The 23,906-nt window shown below is 68.4% G+C and carries 24 protein-coding genes; 9 read left to right on the forward strand and 15 right to left on the reverse strand.

What is annotated here, in order from left to right; all coding sequences use genetic code 11:
* Positions 1-3: 3 nt before the first annotated feature.
* Both OG474_RS15960 and OG474_RS15965 read right to left on the reverse strand, forming a co-directional pair.
* Positions 4-1,299, reverse strand: a complete 1,296-nt coding sequence (locus tag OG474_RS15960; protein ID WP_405063077.1) for a peptidoglycan-binding protein — start codon at positions 1,297-1,299, stop codon at positions 4-6.
* Complete coding sequence (locus OG474_RS15965) at positions 1,296-2,363, reverse strand: hypothetical protein (protein WP_405063078.1); 1,068 nt, start codon at positions 2,361-2,363, stop codon at positions 1,296-1,298. The genes OG474_RS15960 and OG474_RS15965 overlap by 4 nt, the downstream gene beginning before the upstream one ends.
* A 113-nt stretch (positions 2,364-2,476) precedes the next feature.
* On the opposite strand from OG474_RS15965, the gene OG474_RS15970 reads away from it, so the two are divergent.
* Together OG474_RS15970 and OG474_RS15975 are read left to right on the forward strand one after the other, a co-directional pair.
* Positions 2,477-3,175, forward strand: coding sequence for a response regulator transcription factor (locus OG474_RS15970; RefSeq protein WP_405063079.1), 699 nt, complete (start codon positions 2,477-2,479; stop codon positions 3,173-3,175).
* A complete protein-coding gene (locus OG474_RS15975; RefSeq protein ID WP_405063080.1) occupies positions 3,165-5,045 on the forward strand; it encodes a sensor histidine kinase in 1,881 nt (626 codons plus the stop codon). The genes OG474_RS15970 and OG474_RS15975 overlap by 11 nt, the downstream gene beginning before the upstream one ends.
* Here OG474_RS15975 and OG474_RS15980 read toward each other — a convergent pair.
* The gene (locus OG474_RS15980) at positions 5,014-6,006 is read right to left on the reverse strand and encodes a hypothetical protein (protein ID WP_405063081.1); all 993 of its coding nucleotides are present in this window, start codon (positions 6,004-6,006) and stop codon (positions 5,014-5,016) included. The two genes, OG474_RS15975 and OG474_RS15980, sit on opposite strands and share 32 nt — an antisense overlap.
* A 141-nt stretch (positions 6,007-6,147) precedes the next feature.
* On the opposite strand from OG474_RS15980, the gene OG474_RS15985 reads away from it, so the two are divergent.
* Positions 6,148-6,405: a hypothetical protein gene (locus OG474_RS15985; RefSeq protein ID WP_405063082.1), complete on the forward strand. Its 258-nt coding sequence runs from the start codon at positions 6,148-6,150 to the stop codon at positions 6,403-6,405.
* Positions 6,402-6,995 carry a hypothetical protein gene (locus OG474_RS15990; RefSeq protein WP_405063083.1) on the forward strand — a complete coding sequence of 198 codons (594 nt, stop codon included), beginning with the start codon at positions 6,402-6,404 and terminating at the stop codon, positions 6,993-6,995. The genes OG474_RS15985 and OG474_RS15990 overlap by 4 nt, the downstream gene beginning before the upstream one ends.
* On the opposite strand, the gene OG474_RS15995 is transcribed toward OG474_RS15990, so the two are convergent.
* Genes OG474_RS15995 through OG474_RS16020 form a run of 6 tightly spaced genes read right to left on the reverse strand, consistent with a single transcriptional unit; the run spans position 6,992 to position 12,438 of the window.
* Positions 6,992-7,936, reverse strand: a complete 945-nt coding sequence (locus OG474_RS15995; protein ID WP_405063084.1) for an LLM class F420-dependent oxidoreductase — start codon at positions 7,934-7,936, stop codon at positions 6,992-6,994. The genes OG474_RS15990 and OG474_RS15995 overlap by 4 nt on opposite strands.
* Entirely contained in the window at positions 7,936-8,682 is a 747-nt protein-coding gene (locus tag OG474_RS16000) for an SDR family oxidoreductase (protein ID WP_405063085.1), read from the reverse strand. Before OG474_RS16000 ends, OG474_RS15995 begins: the two co-directional genes overlap by 1 nt.
* Positions 8,679-9,338, reverse strand: a complete 660-nt coding sequence (locus tag OG474_RS16005) for a histidine phosphatase family protein (RefSeq protein WP_405063086.1) — start codon at positions 9,336-9,338, stop codon at positions 8,679-8,681. Before OG474_RS16005 ends, OG474_RS16000 begins: the two co-directional genes overlap by 4 nt.
* 1 nt (position 9,339) lies before the next feature.
* A complete protein-coding gene (locus OG474_RS16010) occupies positions 9,340-10,389 on the reverse strand; it encodes a phosphotransferase family protein (protein WP_405063087.1) in 1,050 nt (349 codons plus the stop codon).
* A complete protein-coding gene (locus OG474_RS16015; RefSeq protein WP_405063088.1) occupies positions 10,382-11,176 on the reverse strand; it encodes an SDR family NAD(P)-dependent oxidoreductase in 795 nt (264 codons plus the stop codon). The genes OG474_RS16010 and OG474_RS16015 overlap by 8 nt, the downstream gene beginning before the upstream one ends.
* Positions 11,173-12,438, reverse strand: coding sequence for an acyl-CoA dehydrogenase family protein (locus OG474_RS16020; RefSeq protein ID WP_405063089.1), 1,266 nt, complete (start codon positions 12,436-12,438; stop codon positions 11,173-11,175). The genes OG474_RS16015 and OG474_RS16020 overlap by 4 nt, the downstream gene beginning before the upstream one ends.
* Before the next feature lie 81 nt (positions 12,439-12,519).
* Between OG474_RS16020 and OG474_RS16025 the strand changes: the two genes are divergently transcribed.
* Positions 12,520-13,107 (forward strand): TetR/AcrR family transcriptional regulator, encoded by a 588-nt coding sequence (locus OG474_RS16025; protein WP_405063090.1) that lies wholly within the window; start codon positions 12,520-12,522, stop codon positions 13,105-13,107.
* On the opposite strand, the gene OG474_RS16030 is transcribed toward OG474_RS16025, so the two are convergent.
* Both OG474_RS16030 and OG474_RS16035 read right to left on the reverse strand, forming a co-directional pair.
* Complete coding sequence (locus OG474_RS16030; RefSeq protein ID WP_405063091.1) at positions 13,104-14,549, reverse strand: M81 family metallopeptidase; 1,446 nt, start codon at positions 14,547-14,549, stop codon at positions 13,104-13,106. The genes OG474_RS16025 and OG474_RS16030 overlap by 4 nt on opposite strands.
* A gap of 18 nt (positions 14,550-14,567) precedes the next feature.
* Positions 14,568-15,131, reverse strand: coding sequence for a TetR/AcrR family transcriptional regulator (locus OG474_RS16035; RefSeq protein ID WP_405063092.1), 564 nt, complete (start codon positions 15,129-15,131; stop codon positions 14,568-14,570).
* Here OG474_RS16035 and OG474_RS16040 point away from each other — a divergent pair.
* Positions 15,130-16,347: an alpha/beta hydrolase gene (locus tag OG474_RS16040; protein ID WP_405063093.1), complete on the forward strand. Its 1,218-nt coding sequence runs from the start codon at positions 15,130-15,132 to the stop codon at positions 16,345-16,347. The two genes, OG474_RS16035 and OG474_RS16040, sit on opposite strands and share 2 nt — an antisense overlap.
* Before the next feature lie 552 nt (positions 16,348-16,899).
* Here OG474_RS16040 and OG474_RS16045 read toward each other — a convergent pair.
* On the reverse strand, positions 16,900-17,913 hold the full coding sequence (locus OG474_RS16045) for a LacI family DNA-binding transcriptional regulator (protein ID WP_405063094.1): 1,014 nt from the start codon (positions 17,911-17,913) through the stop codon (positions 16,900-16,902).
* 125 nt (positions 17,914-18,038) lie between these two features.
* Between OG474_RS16045 and OG474_RS16050 the strand changes: the two genes are divergently transcribed.
* Together OG474_RS16050 and OG474_RS16055 are read left to right on the forward strand one after the other, a co-directional pair.
* Positions 18,039-19,961: a glycoside hydrolase family 30 beta sandwich domain-containing protein gene (locus OG474_RS16050; protein WP_405063095.1), complete on the forward strand. Its 1,923-nt coding sequence runs from the start codon at positions 18,039-18,041 to the stop codon at positions 19,959-19,961.
* 155 nt (positions 19,962-20,116) lie between these two features.
* Entirely contained in the window at positions 20,117-20,644 is a 528-nt protein-coding gene (locus tag OG474_RS16055) for a GNAT family N-acetyltransferase (protein ID WP_405063096.1), read from the forward strand.
* Here OG474_RS16055 and OG474_RS16060 read toward each other — a convergent pair.
* Entirely contained in the window at positions 20,558-21,172 is a 615-nt protein-coding gene (locus tag OG474_RS16060) for a hypothetical protein (RefSeq protein WP_405063097.1), read from the reverse strand. The genes OG474_RS16055 and OG474_RS16060 overlap by 87 nt on opposite strands.
* 27 nt (positions 21,173-21,199) lie before the next feature.
* Between OG474_RS16060 and OG474_RS16065 the strand changes: the two genes are divergently transcribed.
* Positions 21,200-21,949 (forward strand): aminotransferase class IV, encoded by a 750-nt coding sequence (locus OG474_RS16065; RefSeq protein WP_405063098.1) that lies wholly within the window; start codon positions 21,200-21,202, stop codon positions 21,947-21,949.
* A 66-nt stretch (positions 21,950-22,015) separates the two neighbouring features.
* On the opposite strand, the gene OG474_RS16070 is transcribed toward OG474_RS16065, so the two are convergent.
* Together OG474_RS16070 and OG474_RS16075 are read right to left on the reverse strand one after the other, a co-directional pair.
* The gene (locus OG474_RS16070) at positions 22,016-22,459 is read right to left on the reverse strand and encodes a hypothetical protein (RefSeq protein ID WP_405063099.1); all 444 of its coding nucleotides are present in this window, start codon (positions 22,457-22,459) and stop codon (positions 22,016-22,018) included.
* Positions 22,452-23,876 (reverse strand): CCA tRNA nucleotidyltransferase, encoded by a 1,425-nt coding sequence (locus OG474_RS16075; RefSeq protein ID WP_405064582.1) that lies wholly within the window; start codon positions 23,874-23,876, stop codon positions 22,452-22,454. Before OG474_RS16075 ends, OG474_RS16070 begins: the two co-directional genes overlap by 8 nt.
* Positions 23,877-23,906: the final 30 nt, after the last annotated feature.

Below are 23,906 nucleotides of genomic sequence, written 5' to 3' on the forward strand. Positions count from 1 at the left end.
TGCTCATGTTCCGACCACCACTTGGTCGCTCTCGTCGAGTTTGGCGTCGCCGGTCGGCGTGACCGCGGCGTACCCGTCGGCCGTCAGCCCGACCTTGACTGGGACGAGCTCGGTCTTGCCGTTGCGGACGATCTCGACCCGCGAACCGCCGTCCGATCCGGCCGAGAGCGCGGCGACCGGGACCGTGAGCACCTTGCCGTTCGTGCTCTTCACCGGGATCGTCACCTTCACGTTCGCGTCCCGGAGCTGCTCGAGCTGCTTGGCGTTGAGCGTGTCCGGTCCGACGACGACGTCGAACGACTCGCCCTTGCGGGTCAGCCGCTTGACCTTCGCCTTGACCGTCGACCCGTCGCCGAGCGTCAGGTCGGCCACCATTCCGACCTTGAGGTTCTCGGCATCCGAGGCGTCGACCTTGACCGTGACGACCAGGGCCGCGCCACTCGCGGACATCACCGTGCCGCTCGCGGTACCGCCACGCTCGACGTTGACCTTGTCGACCCGGCGCGGCAGCGACTTCACGTAGACGATCTCCGAGACCGGCAACGGCGTCGCGGCCTTCAGCTCGGCGTCCGCCTGCGCCTCGCGGGCGTCCGCCAGGCTCTCCTTGGCGTCCGTGACCGCGCCCTTCTGGACCGTGAGATCCGGGGCGTGCGCCTTCTGCGCCTGGGCGAGCTGAGACTGAGCCTGTCGGAGGGCCTTTTTCGCCGCGTCCGTGTTCTTCTTGGCCGCATCCACAGCGTCCTTCAGCTGCTGATCCGCCTCAGGCGCGTCGTACCCGGCCTTCTCGTACAGTTCCCGTACGGCGCGCGCCGTACCGGTGTCGTATTTGCCGTCGACGCTGCCGGGGTCGAAGCCGAGCCGGTCCAGCGTCTTCTCCAGCTGCAGGACGTCGGGCCCCTTGCTGCCCGGCGAGAGCGCCCGGTACATCGGCAGGACGCCGGCGAGCGCGATCACGGGCCGGCCGGTGATCTCCAGCAGGGCCTTGCCCTCGGCGATCGTCGAACCGACCGCCGGGACCTTCCCGGTCACGATCGCCGGGGTGGTCAGGCCGCTGGTCTCGACCCGGACGTTCACCGCGCCGTCGAACGACGCGTCACCACGACCGACCACCTTGCTGGCCAGCGCCTTCTTCTCCACCGGCACCGTGATCTGGGACGCCTTCGGCGGGGCCGTCTTCGCGGCCGCGTCCTCCGGCGAGGTGATCCGGGCGCCGGCGACGACGCCGACCCCGAGCGAGGTCGCCGCGAGGGCGGCCACCCCGACCAGGATCTGCCGCCGCGACTTGGGCCCTGCGGTCACCGGTTCGCCATTCCGTCGCGGTACGCCTCGAGCTCGGCCTTGTGCTGGGTCACGAACTCCTTCTCCAGCTCGTACTGCACCGTCTTGAACTGGCTGTCGAAGGCCTTGGCCTTGCACTTCTGGTCGGCCACCGCGAGCTCGGTCTCGGACTTGCGCAGCTCACCCAGCTTGGCCGCGTCGACCTTGTCGAACGACGGCGGTCCGCCGATCGTGACGTTCGCGCCGCCGCCGGCCGGCGCACCCGCGTCGGCGCCCTTGTTTCCGGTCAGCGTGTCCAGCTTCTTCTGGATCGACCCGCGGGCGTCCTCGATCTTCTTGAAGCCGGAGTGGCCGGCGTCGGCCAGGCAGTCGGACCAGCCCTTGGTCGCGTCGACGACCCGCTGGTCGTTGTTGACCCGCTTGTTCAGGGCCTCCAGGTCCTTGAACAGCGCGTCGTACTTCTTGAAGTCGTCCTGATGCTTGGACGGGTCGCCGTACACCTCGCTGAAGGCCTTGCCGCGGCAGCCGACGTCCTCCGGCTTGCCGGTTCCGTCCAGCGGGATCGCGACCGCCATCCCGTTGCCGGCGCCCTTGCCGTTCAGGGCCTCGTCGTACGACTTCTGCGCGGACTTGGACAGCGCGTTGCGGATCTTCTTGTTCGGGTCGTTCGCGTCGTCCTCGGCACCGGCCTTCGACCAGTCGATCGTGCTGATCCCGTAGCCGTACTGCTCGGCGAACTTGTCCGGCGGCAGGTTGAACGCCTCGGCGAACTTGCTCTTGGTCTTCTGCTCCGGCGGTACGGCGACGTACTCGAAGCCGGCGGTCTTCATGCAGTTGACGGTCGAGTCCTCGACCTTGCGCTGCTTGGCCAGGTCCTCCTCGGTCGGCTTCTGGTTCGCGCCGACCGCCCGGGTGGACACCATGCCACCGTTGCCGGAGCTGATGAACCCGTCGCCCATGTACTCGGCCAGCGGGCTCTTGTCGCTCTTGCTGTCGCCGGCGACCGGCGTCTTGTCCTGGTTGTTCCCGCAGGCTGCCAGCGCCAGAACGGCCAGGGCGGCAAGTGCGGTCCGTGAGGTTCTCATGGCAGTGGAGCGTGCCGTCCGGGCTGTGAAGAACCTGTGAAGGACCGATATGCACCCGATGCTCTCAGTCGTTCTTCATCGGATTCTCATGATGTTGCCGGACATTAGGGGACATGCCTGCCCGGATTCTGATCGCCGAAGACGATGTCAAGCAGGCGGAGCTGATCCGGCGCTACCTCGAGCGGGAGGGGCATCTGACCGTCGTCGTGCACGACGGCCGGGCCGCGATCGACGAGGCCCGCCGCCGCAGCCCCGACCTGCTCGTGCTCGACGTGATGATGCCGAAGGTCGACGGTCTCGACGTTTGCCGCGTGCTCCGGGCCGATGGCGACGTACCGATCATCATGCTGACCGCGCGGTCCACCGAGGACGATCTGCTGCTCGGGCTGGATCTCGGGGCCGACGACTATCTGACCAAGCCGTACAACCCGCGTGAGCTGGTGGCCCGGGTCCGGACGGTACTGCGCCGGACGCGGAGCCGCGGTGAGGGCGAGGTGTACCGGGTGGGCGCGCTGGAGATCGACCCGAGCCGGCACGAGGTGCGGCTGACCGGTGAGCTGGTGGAGGTGACACCGGCCGAGTTCAAGATCCTGGCCTGTCTGGCGGCGTCGCCCGGGCGGGCGTTCTCCCGGCAGCAGTTGCTGGAGCACGCGTTCGGCTTCGACCACTACGTGTTCGACCGGACGATCGACGTCCACGTGATGAACCTGCGGAAGAAGATCGAGCCGCCTGGCGGTGGTCCGGCGTACCTGAAGACCGTGTACGGCGTCGGGTACAAACTGGCTGACAAGGTGGTTTCCGATGCGTCGTAGCCTGCTGATCCGGTTCCTGGGTCTGTCCCTCGCGGTCGCTCTCGGGGCGGTCGTCGCGACCGCCGTGATCGCGACGTACAGCACCAAGGAGAAGCTCCAGGGCGAGATCGACGCCAACATCGGCCAGTTGCAGAGCGACGGTCAGGTGTACGCCGAGCTCAGCACCTATGCGCTCAACCACTCCGGCTGGTCCGGTGTCGACAAAGAGGTCCGTCGACTCGCCGACGAGCTCGGGCGCCGGATCGCGCTGACCGAGCCCGACGGGACGGTGATCGCGGACTCGGCCCGGATGCTCGGAGCCGCGCCCGAGCTCCCTTCGGTGCCGGCGGCAACCATCGACGCCCGGCAGCAGGGCAGCGGCGGGCTGCTCTTCTCCGGCGTGTCCGGGACGTTCGCAGCGGCCCGGGCGGTCGCCACTCCGGCGCCGATGGCAACGGTCACCCGAGCGATGTCGTTCCCGTACTTCGACGCCCAGTGGGGGCTCACCGCGGCCGAGAAGGAGGAGCGCAAGGCGCTCGCCGCGGCCGCGAACAGCTGCCTCCAGGCGAAGGGGCAGTCGGCCTCGATCTCGGTCACCGAGGGCCGGTCGCTGATCGCCTTCGAGTCCGGTTCGGCGACGGACGGCGTGAGCGTGCAGGCGACCGGGCCGGTCGCCTCGGACTACGACATGGCCTTGAGCGAGTGCCTCCCGCCCGAGCTGAACGCGCCGAGTGCCAAGGCGAAGCTGGTCAACGACGACCAGGTACGGCGGGCGCGCGAATGCCTGGCCACCGCCGGGATCCCGTCTCGCGTCGTGACCCAGGACGGTCTGCGCGCGGTGACTTCCCTGGACGGCTACGAGGACGCGGACGGCAAGTTCTACCGCTGCGTGGCGGATGCGCAGTCGCAGGCGATCGCGCCGTACGTGGCGCCGACGGCGAAGCTCTACCTGGGGTCGAAGGGCGCGTTCAACGTGTTCTCGGGCGAGGGCATGCTCCGTACGGCGGCGACCGCGCTCGGCGTGATGCTGATCGCGGCGCTGGTGATGCTGCTGACCGGGCGGCGACTGGTCCGGCCGATCGTGGCGCTGACCGGGGCGGCGCAGCGGATGCGGAACGGGGACCATGCGGCCCGGGTTCCGGTGACCGGTAAGGACGAGGTTTCGCGGCTCGGGCACGCCTTCAACGCGATGGCCGAGTCGATCCAGCGGGCCGATTTCCAGCGGAAGGCGATGGTGAGTGATGTCGCCCATGAACTCCGAACCCCCTTGGCCAACATCAAGGGCTACCTGGTCGCGTCGGAGGACGGCGTCGTACCGCTCGACGGTGAGCTGGTCACGTCGCTGCTGGAGGAGACCAGCCTGCTCGAACACCTGGTCGCCGACCTGCAGGACCTCGCCCTGGCTGACGCCGGCATGCTCAGACTGCACCCGGCGCCGAGAGACCTGAGTGAGCTCGCGCAGCAGGTCGTGCTCGCGCATCGGCCGGCCGCCGAGACCGCTGGGGTGGCGCTGACGGCAAACGTTCCGCCGGAGGCGGTCGCCTCGGTCGACAGCGCGCGGATGCGGCAGGCGCTCGGCAACCTGGTCTCGAACGCGATCCGCTTCACGCCGACCGGCGGCACGGTCGTGGTCGGCGTGCGCCGGGTCGACGACGGCTACACCTTGACCGTCACTGACAACGGCGCTGGCATCGCTGAACAGCACCTGCCGCATCTGTTCGATCGCTTCTATCGCGCTGAGCAGTCCCGTAGTCGGTCGACCGGTGGTAGCGGTTTGGGGCTGGCGATCACCAAGCACTTGGCCGAGGCCCACAACGGGCGGATCACTGTGACCAGCAAGCTCGGTGAGGGCTCGGTCTTCACACTCTGGCTGCCGGTGAGCCAGCGCTGAACTCGCGCAGGTACTTCAGCGGGATCTCGGCCCGAGTCCGGAGCTCGATCGAATCGGCGTACGGGATCAGTCGCACCCAGGAGACGAGTCGATGCACGCGTTCGAGGGCCTCGGTCGCCACGAGGTCGGCGTACAGATCACCCCATTCGGCGAGGTAGACGTCGTACAGCTCCTCGCGGTCTTTGCGGGGTAGCGGCCAGCGCGTCCATTCGACGACCGAGGTGAGGAAGCTGTGCAGGGACACGAACGGGTGTCCCCAGATCGCGTTGCCGAAGTCGAAGAAGCGTGGGCCAGTGGCAAAGATGTTCGCGGCGTAGACGTCGTTGAGCTCGAGGTCGAGCGGAACGCTGGTGCTGAGCTGGGCCAGGTCCTGATCCAGTACGTCGGCTGCCGCCTCGGCCTGGTGTAGTTCGCCGGGGTCGAGTCGGAGCGGATGATTTGGTGGCAGCGCGGCCCATTCGCGGGCGATCGCACGCACTCGGTCGCCTGCCGCGGTGGGTGCGAGGGTGACCATGCCGGGGTGCGGCTCTAGTTGGCCGAGTACGGCGGTCTGCAGGCGGGCCAACGCGCGGACCACCTTGCACCGCGTTGCTTGGTCGGCCACGTCGGCGTGGGTGAGCGTTGGACCGTGGTCGGCGGCCAACAGCCAGCCGCGCTCCCGGTCCACCGCGAGCGGCACGATCACGTCATCCGGCGCGAGCCGCGCCAGCTCGGCGACCAGACCGGCCTCGAACCGATGCCCGGGATTGTTCTCCTTGAACCACACGAGCCCGTCGGTGGTCGGATAGCAGCGGGTCACGGACCACAGGCGCGCTCGGTAGGTGACCGGTTCCCCGACGATCCGCGCAGCGAGCTGCTCCCCGACCCAGTCGTCGACCACGCGGTCCCACTCCGGCGACAGCCACCGCCGTACCCACTGTCCCTCGGCGTCCGGGCCCAATGGTCGCGCGGCAGGCAGCATGCGGCGGACGCTATAGGCAGTGAGCGTCCTAACGACAGGAGGTGTCCGTCGGATCGGGGTGGTGAGCGGGCGGGCTCAGGCGTGCGGACGGGTCTGCGTAGACGTATACGTCCTGTCGTTGGAGCGTCTTACGATCGGCGTATGGGTGGACGGGACCGGCGGGCGCGGGTGGGGGATGTGCATGAGGTGGCGCGGGGGATGCCGTTTGTGACGGTTTGGGAGCGGGACGACGGGACCGACCGGCCGGTGTATCAAATCGGCGGGAAGTCGTTCGTATTCTTCCGGACGGCGCGGCCCGACGCCGTCGATCCGGAGACCGGGGAGAAGTACGACGACGTGATCATGATCTGGACCTTCAATCGGCGGGCCACCACGTGGCTCAAGGAGCACCGCCTGTGAGCTACCAACCGCCGGGCGGGATCGCCGCGCCCGACTACGGCCGCCCGCCCCGCAAGAGCCGGGCCGGGTTGTTCATCGCCCTGATGGTGATCCTCCTGGTCGCCGTCCTCGGGACGGGCGTGTGGATCGCCACGAAGGTGGTCTCGGACCTCAAGCCGACGGCCGACGATCATCCGCCGGCCCCGATCACCTCGGTCGCTCCGCCGCCGAAGCTCACCGCCTCGGTGAAACCCAAGCCGAGCATCACGATCAAGACCGTCCCCGTGAAGCCGGTCCCGGTCACTCCGTTGCCTCCGGCCCCGACCGGCTCGGGTCAGGTCGCCGCGCAGTTCGTCTCGCGGTTGAACGCCAACGATGCCGCCGGTGCTACGGCGCTCGGCTGCGCGGACGTCAAGCAAGCAATCCCGTCGCAGCTCAAGACCTTCGTTCGGCGACCGGCCGCACTGACCGTGAGTAAGACGCCGGTCAGTAGCGCAGGACCGATCGAGGTGTTTTCACTGAGCGGCACGATGAAGGGGTCCGCTGCCAGCGGGATCATGGTGATCGAGGTTGCTACTCGGCCGTGTGTGAAGTCGTTCGTGGTGCACTAAGGAGCCAGGGCGCGGGCTGTTTCGATCAGGCTGGTGCCGGTGGGGAGCGTGGCGATGATCGGGGTGTCGAGGCCGTTCGCCACGTAGCGGTTGATGTGGTCCCGGCACTGCTCGGCCGTGCCGTGGACGATCAGCGAGTCGAGCACCTCGACCGGTACGGCGGCCATCGCGGCGTTGCGGTCACCCGCGGCCCACGCCTCGCGCATCGGGTTCATCGCAGGCCCGCGACCGAGCCAGTCATGGAAGGCGGCGTACCCGGGGACCGTCAGGTAGGTGGCGATCAGGAAGCGGCCCATGTTGCGCGCCATCTCGGCGTCCTCGGTGACGCAGACGAAGATCCGCGCGGCCAGCTCCTTCTCCGGACCGAGCTCGGCCCGCACCTGCTTCACGTCCTCCGCCGACAGCCAGTTGGTGATCGCGCCGTCGGCCTCACGGGCGGCCAGCTTCAGCATCTGCGGCCGCAGCGCGGCAAGCATCAGCGACGGCGCCACGTCGGGCGCCTTCTCCAGGCGGAACCGGCTGATCGTGAAGCTGTCGAACGTCCCGTCGACCTTCTCCCCCGCGAACGCCTGCCGCAGGAACCGCAGTACGTCGCGGGTCCGCGCGTACGGCGGGTCGTAGGCGATGCCGTTCCACCCGGTCACGATGGTCTCCGATGAGGCCCCGATCCCGAGCACAAACCGCCCCGGCGCGAGATCGGCCAACGCCGCCGCGCTCATCGCGAGCGCAGCCGGCCCGCGCGTGTGCACCGGTACGACGGCCGTCCCCAGCCGCAGCTGGTCATCCCACTCGGACGCCAGCACCAGCGGCGTGAACGCATCCGCACCGGCCACCTCGGCCGACCACAGATCCGTGTACCCAAGCGCCGCGAGCTCGGTGATCAACGGCTTGTGGTCCCGCAGCGGCACCCCGGTCAGCGGAACAGTCAGGCCCCAGCGCATCAGATCATCCTCTTCAAGATGGGCAACGGCACGACCTTCATGAAGCGGGCGGCCGGTCCCCACGGCCAGCTCGGGACGTAGGCCTTCGCCTTCTCCGCCTCGATCGCCGCCACCATCGACTGAACCCCGGGAACGGTGTCGACGATCATCGGCGTGTTCTTCACGTGCTCGTTCATCGCGGTCCGGATGTAGCCGGGGTAGATCGTGCTGATCGTGATCGGCTTGTTCAGCATCTCCATCCGCAGCCCCTCGGCCAGCGAGGAGACACCGGCCTTCGCGGCGGCGTACGCGGTGATGGTCTTGGGCAGACCGCGGAGCGCGGCGGCGGAGGCGATGAAGACGAGGTGACCGGCGTTCCGCGCCCGGAACAGCTCCATCGCGGCCTCGGCCTGCGTGAACGCTGCGATGAAGTTCGTCATCAGGGTCTCGCGGTTCGCGTCGGGGCGGCCGGTGCCGACGGGCGCGCCCTTGCCGATCCCGGCGTTCACGATGATCCGGTCGAGCTGCCCGTGCGCCTGGTCGGCCTCGCGGAAGACGCTGAACACCTGCTCGTCGACGGTGACGTCAAGCTTGTGGATCGTGACCGTGATCCCCGGCGACCGGCCGAGGAACTCCTCGCGGAGCGCGGCGAGCCGGTCCTCGCGGCGGGCGGTGAGCGCGAGGTTGTACCCCTTGGCGGCGAACTGGCGCGCCATCTCCTCGCCGAGACCGGCGCTCGCGCCGGTGATCAAGATGTTCCGTCTCATCGGTACGTGAGCTCCTGCTGGTCGAGGTGGCCGTGCTCGTTGTAGCTCACCACAGTCAGTCCGCTGCGACCCGACACGACCTTCGTGATCGCGGTGTTGATCGTGACCGGGTTCAGCTTGGCCCACAGCCCGTCGCCGCCGGACAGCAGCCGGCTGACCACGGCCGCGATCGGACCGCCCGAGGTGAACACCAGCGCGGTCTCGCCCTTGCCCAGTCGCGCGGCAGTACGCCGTACTGCGTCCTCCGAGCGGTCGCAGAACGCCTGGAAGGTCTCGGTGTAGCCGTCGGCACCGCTGATCCAGCGGTCGGTCGCGGCGGTGAACATGTCCTGGAACGCGCGCTTCGGGTTCCCGGTCCGTGCCAGGTCAGCCATCAGAAAGGCCCGGACCTTGTACGCCGGTTTGTGCGCGACGATCACCTGGTCGTGATCGAACTCGTCGTACCCGTGATCGGCCTCGGGCGCGAACCCGGCCAAAGTCGCGGTCTTCGCGTGCCGGTGCATCGAACCGGACATCACCAGGTCCGGCTGGATCCCGCGGACCTTCAGGGTGTTGCCGAGGGCAAGCGCCTGCTTCTCGCCGAGATTCGACAGCTTGTCGTAGTCGCGCGACCCGAACGACGCCTGCGCGTGCCGGACCAGGTAGATGACGCCCACGTCAGGCCTGCCGGATGATCCGTCGGCAGCGACGCTCGAGCAGGTTCACCGGGAGCCAGAAGTTCTTGAAGCGCGGGTTCCGGGTCTGCTTGTGGTGGTAGCGGTAGTAGATCTGCTGCGCGATCACCGCCAGCCGGAACAGCCCGAACACCTCGTAGAACGCCCAGTTCTCCGGCTTCAGCCCGGAGCGCTCGGTGTAGTAGGCAACGACCTCGTCGCGGGACAGCATCCCCGGCGCGTCCGAGGGTTGCAGCCGGAACCGGCGGAACGCCCAGTCGTCGTCGGCCTGCACCCAGTACGCGAGCGCGCCGCCGAGATCCATCAACGGATCACCGAGCGTGGCCAGCTCCCAGTCCAGGATCCCGGCCACCCGCTGCGGATCGTCCGGAGCCAGTACGACGTTGTCCAGCCGGAAGTCGTTGTGGATCACGCAGATGCGGACGTCGGCCGGCTGGTTGGCCGCGAGCCAGGCCATCACCTTCTCGTAGCTCGGCACGTTCCACGTCTTCGCCTTGCGGTACCGGTCCGACCAGCCGCTGACCTGGCGACCGACATACCCCTCACCACGTCCAAGGTCGGCGAGACCGGCGGCTGCCGGCTCGACCTCGTGCAGGTCCACCAGCCGGTCGATCAGCGTGCGGCAGAGTTGGCCGGTCTGCTCGGGGGTGAGGTCGACGCCGAGCGCGGAGCGGCGCGGGATGGTGCCCGCGACCCGCTCCATCACGTAGAACTCCGAGCCGATCACCGCGTCGTCGGTGCAGTGGGCAACCATTGTCGGGACATACGGGAAGACCGGTTTGAGCGCTGCCTGGATCCGGTACTCGCGGCCCATGTCGTGCGCGCTCTTCGCCTTCGTCCCGGCCGGTGGGCGGCGCAGGATCAGGTCGTGCCCGGGGTAGCTCAACAGGTAGGTCAGGTTGGAGGCACCGCCGGAGAACTGCTTGACCGTCGGCTCGCCGGCCGGCAGCTCGGTGTGCTGCCGCAACCAGGTGTCCACCGCCGCGACGTCGAACGCGTCTTCGTCGCGAACGGCGCGAGCACCGTCACCCATGCGCCTGCTGGGCCTTCTCGGCACGCTGGTGTGCCTTGGCGGCGACCTTCTGCATCTGGCGGTTGTAGAGCGGGCGGGCCCATCGCTTGACCAGGTAGCCGAGCCGCGCGGGGCGGTCCGGGATGATCAGGAAGCGCCGCTTCGCGATCCCGGCCAGCACGACCGTCGCGATGTCGTCGGCCGTCCGGGGCGAGTTCTCGATCAGCCGCCGGCCGGCCGTGCTCATCGTGCTGTCCGCACCCTGGAACGACTCGGCCAGGTTGGTCTGGAAGAACGACGGGCAGATGACCGACGTGGTGATGCCGAACGGCTGCAGCTCGTGCGAGAGCGTCTCGGAGAGCGCGACGACCCCGGCCTTGACCGTGTTGTACGAGCTCATCATCGGCGGGTGCATGAGCCCGGCCGCCGAGGCCGTGTTGACGATGTAGCCGGCGTGCTGGCGCTTGAAGACCGGCGTGAACGCACGGCAACCGCGGACCACACCCATCAGGTTGATGTCGATGACGCGGTCCCACTCCTCCAGCGTCTCGACATCGATCCGGCCGCCGGTCGCGATGCCCGCGTTATTGACGAGGATGTCGAGTCCGCCCCAGTGCTCCTCGCACCAGGCGACCGCGGCATCCCAGTCGGCCGGGTTCCGTACGTCGAGTCGCAGGTAGGGACCGTCGTCGCCGGCATACGTCGTACCGATGTCGGTGCGGAGCACTTGGTGGCCCTTGGCAACGAACTGGGCGACCAGGGCGGCGCCGAGGCCGCTGGCTCCACCGGTGACGAGAACACGACTCATGCGCGGACCTCTTCTTCCTTGACCTCTTCTTCCTTGCGGGCGGCCAGGTAGCCGGCCAACTCGATGCGAGCGACCACACCGCGGTGCACCTCATCCGGACCGTCAGCCAGTCGCAGCGCGCGGGCACTCGTCCACATGGCCGCGAGCGGGGTGTCGTCGGAGAGACCGCCACCACCGTGCAGCTGCATCGCCATGTCGATGACGTCCTGCGCCATCCGCGGTACGGCGACCTTGATCTGACTGACCTCGCTCAGCGCACCCGCGAGCCCGACCGTGTCGAGCAGGTACGCCGTCTGCAGGACCAGCAACCGGCTTTGGTTGATCGCGATCCGGGCATCGGCGATCCGCTCCCGGTTACCGCCGAGGTTGACCAGCGGCTTCCCGAACGCGTGCCGGCCGGTCCCGCGGTGCAGCGCGAGCTCGAGCGCCTTCTCCGCCAGGCCGATCAGCCGCATGCAGTGGTGGACCCGGCCCGGGCCCAAGCGGCCCTGCGCGATCTCGACCGCACGACCCGGTCCGACCAGGATGTTGCTGGCCGGCAACCGGACGTCGGTGAACGACACCTCGCCGTGGCCGAAAGGTTCGTCGTACCGACCCATTGCCGGCAGCAACCGCTCGACCTTCACGCCGGGGTGGTTCCGCGGCACCAGCACCATCGTGTGCCGGCTGTAGCGATGCGCGTCCGGGTCGGTGAGACCCATGAAGATCAGCAGCTCGCACTCGGGGTTGCCGACACCGGTGCTCCACCACTTGCGTCCGTTGAGGACGACCTCGTCACCCTCGACGATCGCGGTCGCGGCCATGTTGGTCGCGTCCGACGACGCGACACCCGGCTCCGTCATACAGAACGCGGAGCGGATCGTGCCGTCCAGCAAGGGCTGCAGCCACTGCTTCTTCTGCTCGTCGTTGCCGTAGCGCAGCAGCACTTCCATGTTGCCGGTGTCGGGCGCGTTGCAGTTGAAGATGTACGGCGCGATGAACGACCGGCCGGTGAGCTCGGCGATCGGGGCGTAGTCCAGGTTCGGCAGACCTTCGCCGTACTGCTCGTTGCCCGGCTCGGCCGGGGGCAGGAACAGATTCCACAGACCCTGGGCACGGGCCTTGGCCTGCAGCTGTTTGAAGACCGGCTGCGGCTGCCACGGATCGGCGGCGGCCCGGGTCGCGGCGTGGATCTCCGCCTCGACCGGGTCGATCTCGGTCCGGATGAACTCCTCGACCCGCCCGATCAGGTCCTGCGCACGGGCGGACGGTTCGAACCCCATGTGACAGCACTCCTTCCGAAACCGGCGGGGTACCGCCAGGTAATCTTGACCGTAGCGCCCTTTTGAGCAATGCTCAACAGCGTGGACAACAGGTTGACCGCGGAGGATCGGAAGAAGCAGCTCGTCAAGATCGGCTTGATGATGTTGCGCGATCAACCGATCCACGAGCTCTCCATCGACGCGATCGCCGGCCAGGCCGGGATCTCTCGCAGTCTCCTCTTCCACTACTTCCCGAGCAAGCGCGACTACTACGTCGCGGTCATCTCCGCGGCCGGTCGGCGGCTGCTCCGGGTGACCAAGCCGGACGAGGATCTACCGCCGGACGAGGCGCTCCGCGAGATGCTCGTGCAGCTGTTCGCGTTCATCAGCCGGCGCCGGACGGCGTACATCTCGTTCGTCCGTGGTGCCGCCGGCGGTGACGACTACGCCGTCGAGGTGTACGACGACACCCGGATCGGCCTCTGCCGCCGGGTCCTGACCTTCCTCGGGACGCCCGAGGTGGCCGACAACCGGTCCTCGTTGGAGTATCTGCAGGTCCACGCCTGGCTCAGCTACACCGAGGACCTGGCGATCGAGTGGTCCGGCTTCCCCGAGGACGCCCGTCCGATGACGTCCGACGATCTCATCGACCACTCGATCGAGGCCCTGCACACCCTCCGCAAGCTCTAGATCAGTTCGGGCTTCAGCTCCGGGTCGGCCATCTCGGGGTCGAACGGGAACAGCGGGCGGACGACGCCGTGGTGCCCGAGTCGCAGCAGGTCCTGGTCGACGCCGCCCGGAGTGAGGGCGAGCAGCCAGTCGGCGGCGAGGTTGTAGAGCTCCGGCTCGAGGTAGCCGATCTTCACGATCACCAGATCGGTCCCGGCCGGGTCGAGGCCGAGCAGGGTGAAGTCCGCGAGGTGGTGGTACGGCTTACGGCGTGAGGTCAGGATCGAGTGCAGACCGCCGACCCGGATCACCGCGACCGTCCCGCCGACCGGGTCTTCGGACAGTGAGAAGACAGTGCCGGTCACCTCGACCGGACCGGCGGGGCCGGAATCGACCTTGCCGCCGACGGCGACGCTGATCGGGTTGCCGACACCTGCGGCGACTGCCGCTGCGACCGCGTCGGGGTCGGCGATGCTGGCGTGGATCGCAGTCGCCTTGCCGCTGATCAGGTCCTCGATCATGAGCAGCTCGCGCAGCGTCCAGGACACGTCACCCGCGCCGCCGGCGGTCGGGTTGTCCCCGGAATCGCTGATCAGGAAGGGCCGCGCCGTACTCTGCAGGGCGGCATCGACACACTCGTGCAGCGTCCCGGTCGGCGCGACGAACTCGAAGTCGGCCCGCGCATCCCAGTAGGCCTTGGCCAACTCGGTCGCCCGCTCGGTGATCAGCGCCTCGTCATCACCCATCACGACCACGGCCGCCTGGCACCGCGGCTCGTCGGCCCACGCGTATCCGACCCAGACGGCCGCATCCAGTACGCCGGGCTCGTCCGCGATCTCGCCCACTCGCTTGTAGATGGAGGCCGCCGGCTCGATCCGGGTCGACGTCTTCTCCCCTGGCAGGAGGACCGGCACCTGGATCCAAGCCTTCTTCGGCTTCCCCAGCCCGGACTGCAGTCGCTCGACGAGGTTGCGCGCCGTACGCTCCCGGCTCTCCATCGCATCCTCGTGCGGAGCCATCCGGTAGCAGGTGATCAGATCCACCGCCGCACCCAACTCGCGCGAGACATTGCCGTGCAGGTCCATCGAGGTGGAGACCATCACGTCAGGGCCGAGCGCGGCCCGGACCCGGGTGGCCAGATCCGCCTCGGCGTCCTCGCGCCCCACCACACTCATCGCGCCGTGGATGTCGAAGAACAGTCCGTCCAGGTGACCCGCCGTACCGATCCGCTCGATGATCTCCGCGGACAGCTCGTCGTAGAACTCGGCCACCACAGCGCCACCTGGCAACGACCGCGCATGAACCAACGGCACCCACTCGACACCCTCGGCCCATTCATTGGCGAGGAAGTCATACCGCTGCAGCAGGGCCTCACCCCGCCGTACGTCGAAGTCGTCCGCGCCGGCGCGATGCGGCGAGAACGTGCTGGACTCGATGGCCATCCCGGCGATCCCGATCCTCATGAATCCCAACCTTTCACATCACTGGGAATCGTCCAGCCCCGCAGCGTGGCCTGGGATCGCCGACCGGAAGGTCGCCTCGGCCATCGCGGTGTCGAGAGCACCGGCGAGCTCGAGCGTCACCACGCCGTGCAGAGTCACCCAGACCGAAAGCGCGATAGCGGTCGCGTCGCCGGTCAGCACGGACTTCGCCAGCGCGTGATCGATCGCGGCGAGTAGGGGCCGGACGGGATCGGCGGTGCCCACCGCGCCGGACGGATCGAAGGGGCGGACGCCACCGAACAGCACGGTGTAGAGGTGGCTGTTCTCGCGGCCCCATCGGCGGTAGGCGGCGGCCAACGCGTAGAGGTCGTCGAGGGGATTGTCGGATGTCGGCACGGCTGACAGGTCCTGGAACAGGCCGGCGACCGCTCGATCCCGGACCTCGCCGATGACCTCGTCCTTTCCGCCGAACAGCGAGTAGACCGCGGTCGTCGAGGTCCCGGCGGCGGTTGCCACCGCGCGCACGGTGACCGACTCCCGCGGCCCGGTGGCCAGCAGCTCGGTCGCGGCTGCCACCAGTCGCTCTTTGACGGGTTCACTCATGGCTCTTCGCATCCTGCTCGGCCTGGCCGCGGTCCTCGGGCTGACTGCCGTCTTCCTGGCGCTTCTCGTCGTCACGGACGGGGCGGGCCGGGGACTCCCCGCGTGGTTGGTGACGCTCGGGCTCGGCATTTTGCTGTGGCGGCGGCGTCTCCTGCCGGTGGTCATTGCGGCGGCTTTGACCGCGACAGTTCTCATCCCGACTGCGCCCACGGAACGGCGGTACCCGGCGGAGCTGTCGTTCGTCGCCACTCAGCACTGGGACCTGCCGACTGGGAGCAGAGTCGCCGTCTACCACTACCCCGCCAGCGGCGTACGGCGCCCTGTTCCGCTCGTGTATCTCAATGGCGGGCCGGTTCGGTCCATGGCCGTTCTCGACCATCGGTTCCTGCAACTGCTGGCCGGGCAGGGGTATGACGTCTATGCCTATGAGCAGGCGGGTGGCGGGCGTAGCGAGCTGCTGCCGATGGACCGGTACTCGATCTCCAGGTCGGTGCGCGACCTCGCCGCCGTCGCCGGTCGGGTCAGTCGCGGGAAGGTCGACGTACTCGGGTTCTCCGCGGGTGCCGTCGTACTCACCCAAGCCCTTGCCGATCCACAAGCCGCCGCACACTTCCGCCGAGCGATCATCGCCGAGCCCGGCCCAATGGACGGCCCCACCGCGCACCTCGCCGGACACCCCGGCAGCCCGTCCGCCCGCGGCCTCGTCCCGGCGCCGACCGGATCGCGATCGACCCACCTCCCCCGGTACGCCGTGGCCTTCGGCCTGATGCGCCTCGGTCTACTCAGTCCCGGCACCGGCCTGCTCGGACAAGCCGAGGGCGTGAACGCGTTCACCGCCGCCGACCTCGGCAGCGACACCGCCTCGGCGTACTGCGCACGCGACGCACATCGCATCCCGATCGAGGACACCGAGGCAAACTTCTCCTTCAACGCTGCAGCCAGCCTGCGCATTCAGCAGACGATCAAAGACTCCCCCTCGATCGCCCAGCAACTCAGCCGATCGACCGTGCCGACCATGCTGATGATCGCCGAATGCTCCAGCCAACTCCGCGAATGGGCCACCGCCGTCCTCGCCGCCGACCCCGCCATCCAGCGCACCCAATACCTCCCCGGCGTAGGCCACCACCTCTGGAACGGCCTCGACAACAACAACCCCCGAGCAGCCGCCACCATCACCACCTTCCTAGACGAAAAGCCGCCCCCATCTACTGGGTGAACCCCAAGGCCGGTCAGGTACCCAGCAGGCCGGCCACTCAGCGGGCCGACGGTACTGGGGAAACCAACCGGCCGGATTCGACAGCCAGAACTCCCCACTACCCGCTGTCCCCCGCCCCGGCCGTCTCGGTACCCGAGTCGCTCGCCGTTGCACCCTTTGCGGGGCAGTACTGCCACGGAGCGGCAGCAGATCCCCGCAAACCGGACAAACCCCCAGCAATGTGCACGTGATGACGCTGGTCGGTCCGGACCGCGTGGCGCTGCGACAAACGACGAGGTCCGCTTCGAGGCCCCCTCTTCTCGGACCGCGACCAAAGCCCGGCAACCCCAAGCAACCTGTACCTCGGTGACCGACCTCGCCATCCACCTCAACCACCGCGGCGCCCAACCATGCTGTCCTTCGAATCGGCCGGTCGCGGCGAGCAACCACAACGCACGCCCCCGGCCGAGTCCTTTCGGCGGCCCGCCACTCGACCCGCCCACGCCAAGAGGTGGATTTTGCGGACCCGGTGACGAAAATCCACCCGCTGACGCAACCGAGGCCGCGACAGGATCAAAGGGCTTGGGCGGTTGAGGATCGGACGACTAGTTCGGTGGCTAGTTCTACGTGGAGGGCTTCCACCGGGTGACGGTCGAGGAGGCGGAGCAGGAGGCTTACTGCCATCCGACCCATCTCCTCTAACGGTTGGCGGACTGTGGTGAGGGGTGGGGTGGTGGCTTGGCTTAGGTCCAGGTCGTCGAAGCCGGCGATGGACAGGTCGCGTGGGACTGAGAGGCCAAGGGAGATCGCGGCTTGGAGGGCTCCTACGGCGGCTTTGTCGTTGAAGGCGATCAGGGCCGTGGGGCGGGGGTTTTGGGAGAGGAGGTCCAGGGCGGCTCGGTAGCCGTGGGCGGTGGTGGGGTGGTCGTGGCGGATGAGGGTTTCGTTGGGGAGGATGCCGGCGTCGGCGAGGGCGGCGTGGTGGCCGGAGAGGCGGGCGTCGGCGGCCAGCCATTCGCGGGGACCGGCGATGACGCCGATGCGGGTGTGGCCCAGTGCGGTGAGGTGCGCGGTCAGCTGGCGGGCGCCGGAGTGGTGGGCGGCGGAGACCGAGGGGATGTCGCGCGGGAGGGTGGTGCGAGGGTCGACGACGACGAAGGGGAAGCGGCGGGAGCTGAGGCGGACCAGGTCATCGCTCGACTCGGGCGGGAGGATCAGGATCGCGCCGCCCAGACCGCGTTGGGACGGCAGGCGGGACAGCACCGGGTCGTGGGCGGTGGCTTCGCCGGCGTTCAGGACGACCTGGCGACCGTGGCGGTCCAGGGTCTCGGCGATGGACGAGACGATCAGGCCGAAGTAGTCGGTCAGCAGGTACGGGCAGCGCACGTAGACCGCTCCGGCGACGGGCTTCGGCGTACCGCCGCGTGGGCTGGGCGCGCGCAGGCCGAGCTCCTCTACCGCCTGCTCGACCAGCTGCCGTGTCTCCGGAGCCACACTGCCGCTCTGGTTCAGCACTCGGGACACCGTCGCGGTCGACACTCCGGTCGCCGCCGCGACATCGCGGACCGTCGCGCGTTGTCTAGGCATTTGTTACATCGCTTTGTTGCACGCTCAGCACCCTACTGGCAAGCCTCGGAGCATTGACAGACTTCGCGCCAGATCGTTTCCTGAGGTCGTTTGTTGCACTTGTGTTTCATACCCTGAGGAGTGCGATGCGAACACCGATGATCGCCACCGCCTTGGCGCTCACCACCGGTCTGTTGACCGTGCCGACCGCCGAGGCCCACCACCCGACCACCCAGGCCCGCGTCTGGGTGACCACTCCCGACCGAGCCGAGCTCTTGCACGAGCGCGCCCCGGTTGCCTTTCAGCCGAACAAGCACAGCCAACGCGGCAACAGCGACCTGACGACGATCACGGTCGACCCGCGGACGACGTACCAGACCATGGACGGCTTCGGCGCCTCGATCACCGACTCGTCGGCGGCCGTGCTGTCCCGGCTGAGCCCGGCCCTTCGGGAGGAGACGCTGCGCAAGCTGTTCGACCCGAAGCAGGGCATCGGCGTCAGCTTCCTGCGGCAGCCGGTCGGGTCGTCGGACTTCACCGCCGCGGCCGAGCACTACACGTTCGACGATGTCGCGCCCGGCCAGACCGACTTCAAGCTGAAGCAGTTCAGCATCAAGCACGACGAGCAGCAGGTGCTGCCGTTGCTCCGCCGCGCCAAGCAGCTCAACCCGGCGCTCAAGGTGATGGCTTCCCCGTGGAGTCCGCCGGCGTGGATGAAGACCGGCGACTCACTCGTCGGCGGTCGGCTCAAGGACGACCCCGCCGTGTACGACGCCTACGCGCGCTACCTGGTGAAGTTCGTCGAGGCGTACACGCGGGCCGGCGTACCGGTCGACTTCCTGTCGATCCAGAACGAGCCGCAGAACCGCAAGCCCGGCGGCTACCCCGGCACCGACGTACCGGTCCGGCAGGAGGCCGAGGTCATCTCGCGGCTCGGCCCGCTGCTGCACAAGGTCAGCCCGCGGACCAAGATCCTCGGCTACGACCACAACTGGACCACGCACCCCGGAGACGTCGGTACGACGCCGCCCGGTGAGGACCCGGAGACCGACTACCCGTACAAGTTGCTGCAGACCAAGGCGTCCAAGTGGATCGCCGGTACGGCGTACCACTGCTACTCGGGCAATGCGGCGGCTCAGACCGCGTTGCACAACGCCTTCCCGGACAAGGGCATCTGGTTCACCGAGTGCTCCGGTTCGCACGGGGCGAACGACACCCCGCCGCAGATCTTCCGCGGCACGCTCACCTGGCACGCGCGCAACCTGATGCTCGGCACCACCCGCAACTGGGCGAAGTCGGTCGTCAACTGGAACATCGCGCTCGACTCCACCGGCGGTCCGCACCTGGGCGGCTGCGGGACGTGTACCGGGCTGGTCACGTTGCAGGCCGACGGCACGGTCACGACCGATGCCGAGTACTACACGATCGGCCACCTGTCGAAGTTCGTGAAGCCGGGTGCGGTGCGGATCGGGAGTACGTCGTACGGGACGACCGGCTGGAACGGTCAGCTGATGACCGCCGCCTTCCGGAACCCCGATGGTTCGACGGCGTTGGTGGTGCACAACGAGAACGACGAGCCGCGGAAGTTCGCGGTCGCTGTCGGGGACCAGACGCTCGAGTACGAGCTGCCCGGCGGTTCGATCGGGACGTTCACCTGGCCGGCCAGCTGGGCCAGTACGCCGACGCCGGTGTCACTGGCCGGCGCGACCGCGACCGCATCGGTGAACGGCACCGAGGCTGGGTTGGCGATCGACGCGGACGGATCGAGCGTGTGGTCGAGCAAGACCGCGCAGGCTCCGGGTCAGTCGATCCAGGTCGACCTGGGCTCGCGGCAGCTGTTCCGTCAGATCGCGCTCGACAGCGGCGGCCAGCTCGGCGAATTCGCCGGCACCTGGAACGTTGCCACCAGCAACGATGGCACGCACTGGTCGAAGCCGGTCAGCGGAACCTCGACCGGACAGCTGACCACGGTGACCGTGAAGCCGTCGTACGCGCGCTATGTCCGGATCACCTCGAACGGCACCAGCGACCACGTGTGGAGTCTGGCGGATCTCCGGATCTATCGCTAGACAGCATCGAGCCGGGCGCTGCCCCGTCCGGTTCGCAGCTGGTGCTGACGCCCGCGTCGGGGTGCTCACCTCGACGCGGGTCCTCACGGTGAGCCAGACCACCGGAGAGAAGATGGAAACAGCCGCGTCACGCCTCCTTGCTACCGTCCGGACGCATGATCGAGGACCTCGAACTGCGCGCCGCACCGAGCACCGACCCCGCCGTCCGGACGCTCGCCACCGCCCAGCAGGCCGAGCTCGCGGCGGTCTACGGCGACGACCAGCCGTTGGTTGACCTGCACCCCGACATCACCTTCACCCTGCTGCTCCTCGAAGGCAGCCCCGTCGGATGCGTCGGCCTGCAGCCGGTCGAAGCCGGCCTGGGCGAGATCAAGCGCATGTACGTCGAACCGTCGTCCCGCGGTTGGGGCCTGTCCCGGATCCTCCTCGATGCTGTCGAGGCGGAAGCTCAGCGCAGGAGCATCACTCAACTCCGCCTGGAGACGGGCACCCAGCAGCGCGAGGCAATCGCCCTCTACACGAATCACGGCTACACGCGGACCCCGCCGTACCCACCCTTCGAGAACGAACCGGCCTCCCTGTGCTTCGCCAAGGAGCTAGGCCAGGTCGAGGACCAGGGCGTCGCCTTCGGGGTGGAAGCCGAGGCGGTTGAGGTACGGCGAGGAGTCGCGCATCCGGGGTGAGGCGAGGACCTGGCGGAAGCCCTGGTCGGTGAAGACGTCGCTGCGGCGGTAGACGAACTCGCCGGGGGTAAAGTCGCGGTACTTCGGGAGGACGTAGTCCAGGTCGATCTGGGCGCGGCCTTCGCCGGCGTCGTGGGCAAGGACCACGCCGATCGTTCGTTCGCCGCGTTGGACGAGGAAGGCGTACGGGCTCGCGGCCGGGGCGAAGCCGGGGTTGAACCGGCTGATGTCGCGGGCGTGGGTGTCCAGCACGTGACCGAGATACGCGTCGCCGGCGTTGACGCGGAGGACGGCGTACTCGGCGTCGTCGTGCCGGTGCCGCAGCAGCCCCCATAGATGCACGACGTTGATGACGGCCAGCACCGCGTTCATCCCGACCATCGGCCAGACCCCGATGACGAGGTTGAAGCCGACCAGGATCACGCAGCCGATCAGGTTCAATAGCCGCAACCGCAGAATTCGCGTCTGCAGCAGCGAAACCACCACCAACGCGGATCCGCCCCAACCGATGATGCTCCAGACGTCCACAGCGCGAGCGTAGACCAGACTGACCCGGTGACCGAGATCCTGCTGCTCAACGGCGAACCACTGCACACCGTGACCCCACAGTTGCTCCGGGCAACCAGCTACGCACACTTCTCCTCACTGCAGGTCCGCGACGGCAAGGTCGACGGACTCGACCTGCACTTCGAGCGCCTCGACCGCAGTACGCGTGAACTCTTCGGCCGATCCTTGGAGGCCGCCCAGATCCGCGCCGTGCTCCAGGCCGGGCTCGCGCACACCGACGGCAACGCGAGCTTCCGGCTGACCGTGCTCGACACCGATCTGCTGCTGCGCATCGAGCCACCGATCGCTCCCAGCACAACTCCGGTGCGACTGCAGCCGATCCAGCACCAGCGTGCGCTCCCACACCTCAAACACACGGGCACCTTCGACCTCATCTACTTCGGTCGGCGAGCGCAGGAGGCCGGGTACGACGACGCCGTCTTCCACACGGCCGCCGGCGAGATCTCGGAGGCGTCGATCTGGAACATCTGTTTCGCCCGTGGTCCCGAGATCGTGTTCCCGGCCGCGCCGATCCTCAACGGGATTCGGCAACAGGTTCTGCAGCGTGGGCTGGCGGCCTACGAGACCTCGCCGGTGCTGGTGAGCGAACTCGCGAGCTTCGACGCTGCCTACCTGACCAACTCGATCGACCCTGCCCTGCCGGTCGCGGCGATCGGTGAGGTCACCTATGCGCCGCATCCGGAGTCGGTGCGGACGATCGCCGCCGCCTACGCGTCTCAGGCGGCCCAGCCGATCTGATCAGTCCGCTGGGCGGCGGGTGGCGCCTGCTGCTTTCAGGGTGCGGGCCTCGGCGAGGGCGTCCTCCTAGGACTGCCAGCCGGGCGACTCGTAGACCATCGGGTCGCTGACCAGGAAGGTCTGGTTGGTGAATCCGCTCTCGACGGTGAAGATCAGCCAGTCCTCGTACGGCGTGACCTGGTAGGCCGTGAAGGCATCCGCGGTGTAGCGCGGGAACTCCGCGGGCAGGCCGGCGTTGTGATACTCCGCCAGGAGCTCGCGGGCCCGAGCTTCGGTGCGCGTGCCGAAGTACTCGGCCCAGGTCGGGAGCGGTGAGCGTCGTTCGTCGGCGGTGACCTCGCGCCTGACGAACTGGGCCGGCACTTCCATGATGTTGACGCGCTCGAAGGCCTCTTGGACGGCTCGCTCGTAGGCCTCGTCGTCGGGGTAGTCACGGCCGTCGATGGCGGCAACTGCTCGCCACCCGTCGGTCCGGAACTGCACCACCGTCATCTCTTTGTAGTTACGCATTGCGGTCGGACCACCAGCGGAGGAGTTCTTCGCGGGCCCGGTCCTCGCCGAGGGGGCCCTGGTCCAGGCGGAGCTCCATCAGGAACTTGTAGGCCTCGCCGACGTCGCGCCCGGGAGCCAGATCGAGGATCTGCATGATCTGGTTGCCGTCCAGGTCCGGGCGCAGGGAGTCGAGCTCCTCCTGCTCCTGCAGGCGCTCGATGCGCTCCTCGAGATTGCTGTACGCCGAGCGCAACGACTCTGCCCGTCGACGGTTCCGCGTGGTGCAGTCCGCGCGGGTCAGCACGTGCAGTCGCGCCAGCTGATCACCTGCGTCGCGGACATAACGCCGTACGGCGGAGTCGGTCCACTCGCCGTCGCCGTACCCGTGGAAGCGCAGGTGGAGTTCGATCAGCTTGCTGACCTGGTCGATCTGCTCGTTGCTGAACCGCAGCGCCTTCATCCGCTTCCGGGCCAGCTTCGCGCCGACGACGTCGTGGTGATGGAAGGTCACCTTGCCGCCGTCCTCGAAGCGACGCGTCTTCGGCTTGCCGATGTCGTGGATCAGCGCGGCGAACCGGCTGACGAAGTCGGGCGCCGGATACGGGAGCCGGGGCTCCAGGTCGATCGCCTGGTCGAGCACGGTCAGCGAGTGCTCGTAGACGTCCTTGTGCCGGTGGTGCTCGTCCTTCTCCAGCCGCAGCGCGGGCAACTCGGGGAGGATGTGCTCGGCCAGCCCGGTCGTCACGAGCAGATCGAGGCCGATCCGCGGGTGGTCGGCGCAGATCAGCTTGATCAGCTCGTCGCGGACCCGCTCGGCCGACACGATCGTGATCCGGTCGGCCATGTCCGTCATCGCCGTCACCACCGCCGGATCCGGCGTGAAGCCGAGCTGGGCGGCGAACCGGGCCGCCCGCATCATCCGCAGCGGGTCGTCGGAGAACGAGTCCTCCGGGCTGCCCGGGGTCCGGATCACCTTGTTCGCGACGTCGGCGATACCGCCGTACGGGTCGACGAACTCGTGCGACGGGAGCAGGACGGCCATCGAGTTCATCGCGAAGTCGCGCCGGGCCAGGTCGCCCTCGAGGCTGTCGCCGTAGGCAACCTCCGGTTTGCGCGAGGTGGGATCGTAGGACTCCGACCGGTAAGTGGTGATCTCCAGGACCCACTCACCCTTGCGACAACCGATGGTGCCGAACGCCTTGCCGATATCCCAGACATGGTCCGCCCAGCCGGCCAGCCGGCGCTCCACCTCGTCCGGATGGGCCGAGGTGGCGAAGTCCAGATCCTTGCTCCCGCGACCGAGGAGAATGTCCCGGACGGGCCCGCCGACCAGCGCGATCTCGTGGCCCGCGGACGCGAAGCGGGCACCCAGTTCGTCCACGACAGGGGCGATCGCCAGCAGTGACTGGACGCCTTGCCGCTGTACGGCGGACAGGGATCCGGCAGGGCCTGACTGGTCGGCAAA

It is taken from the genome of Kribbella sp. NBC_01505 (assembly GCF_045040285.1).
Taxonomy (GTDB): Bacteria; Actinomycetota; Actinomycetes; order Propionibacteriales; family Kribbellaceae; genus Kribbella.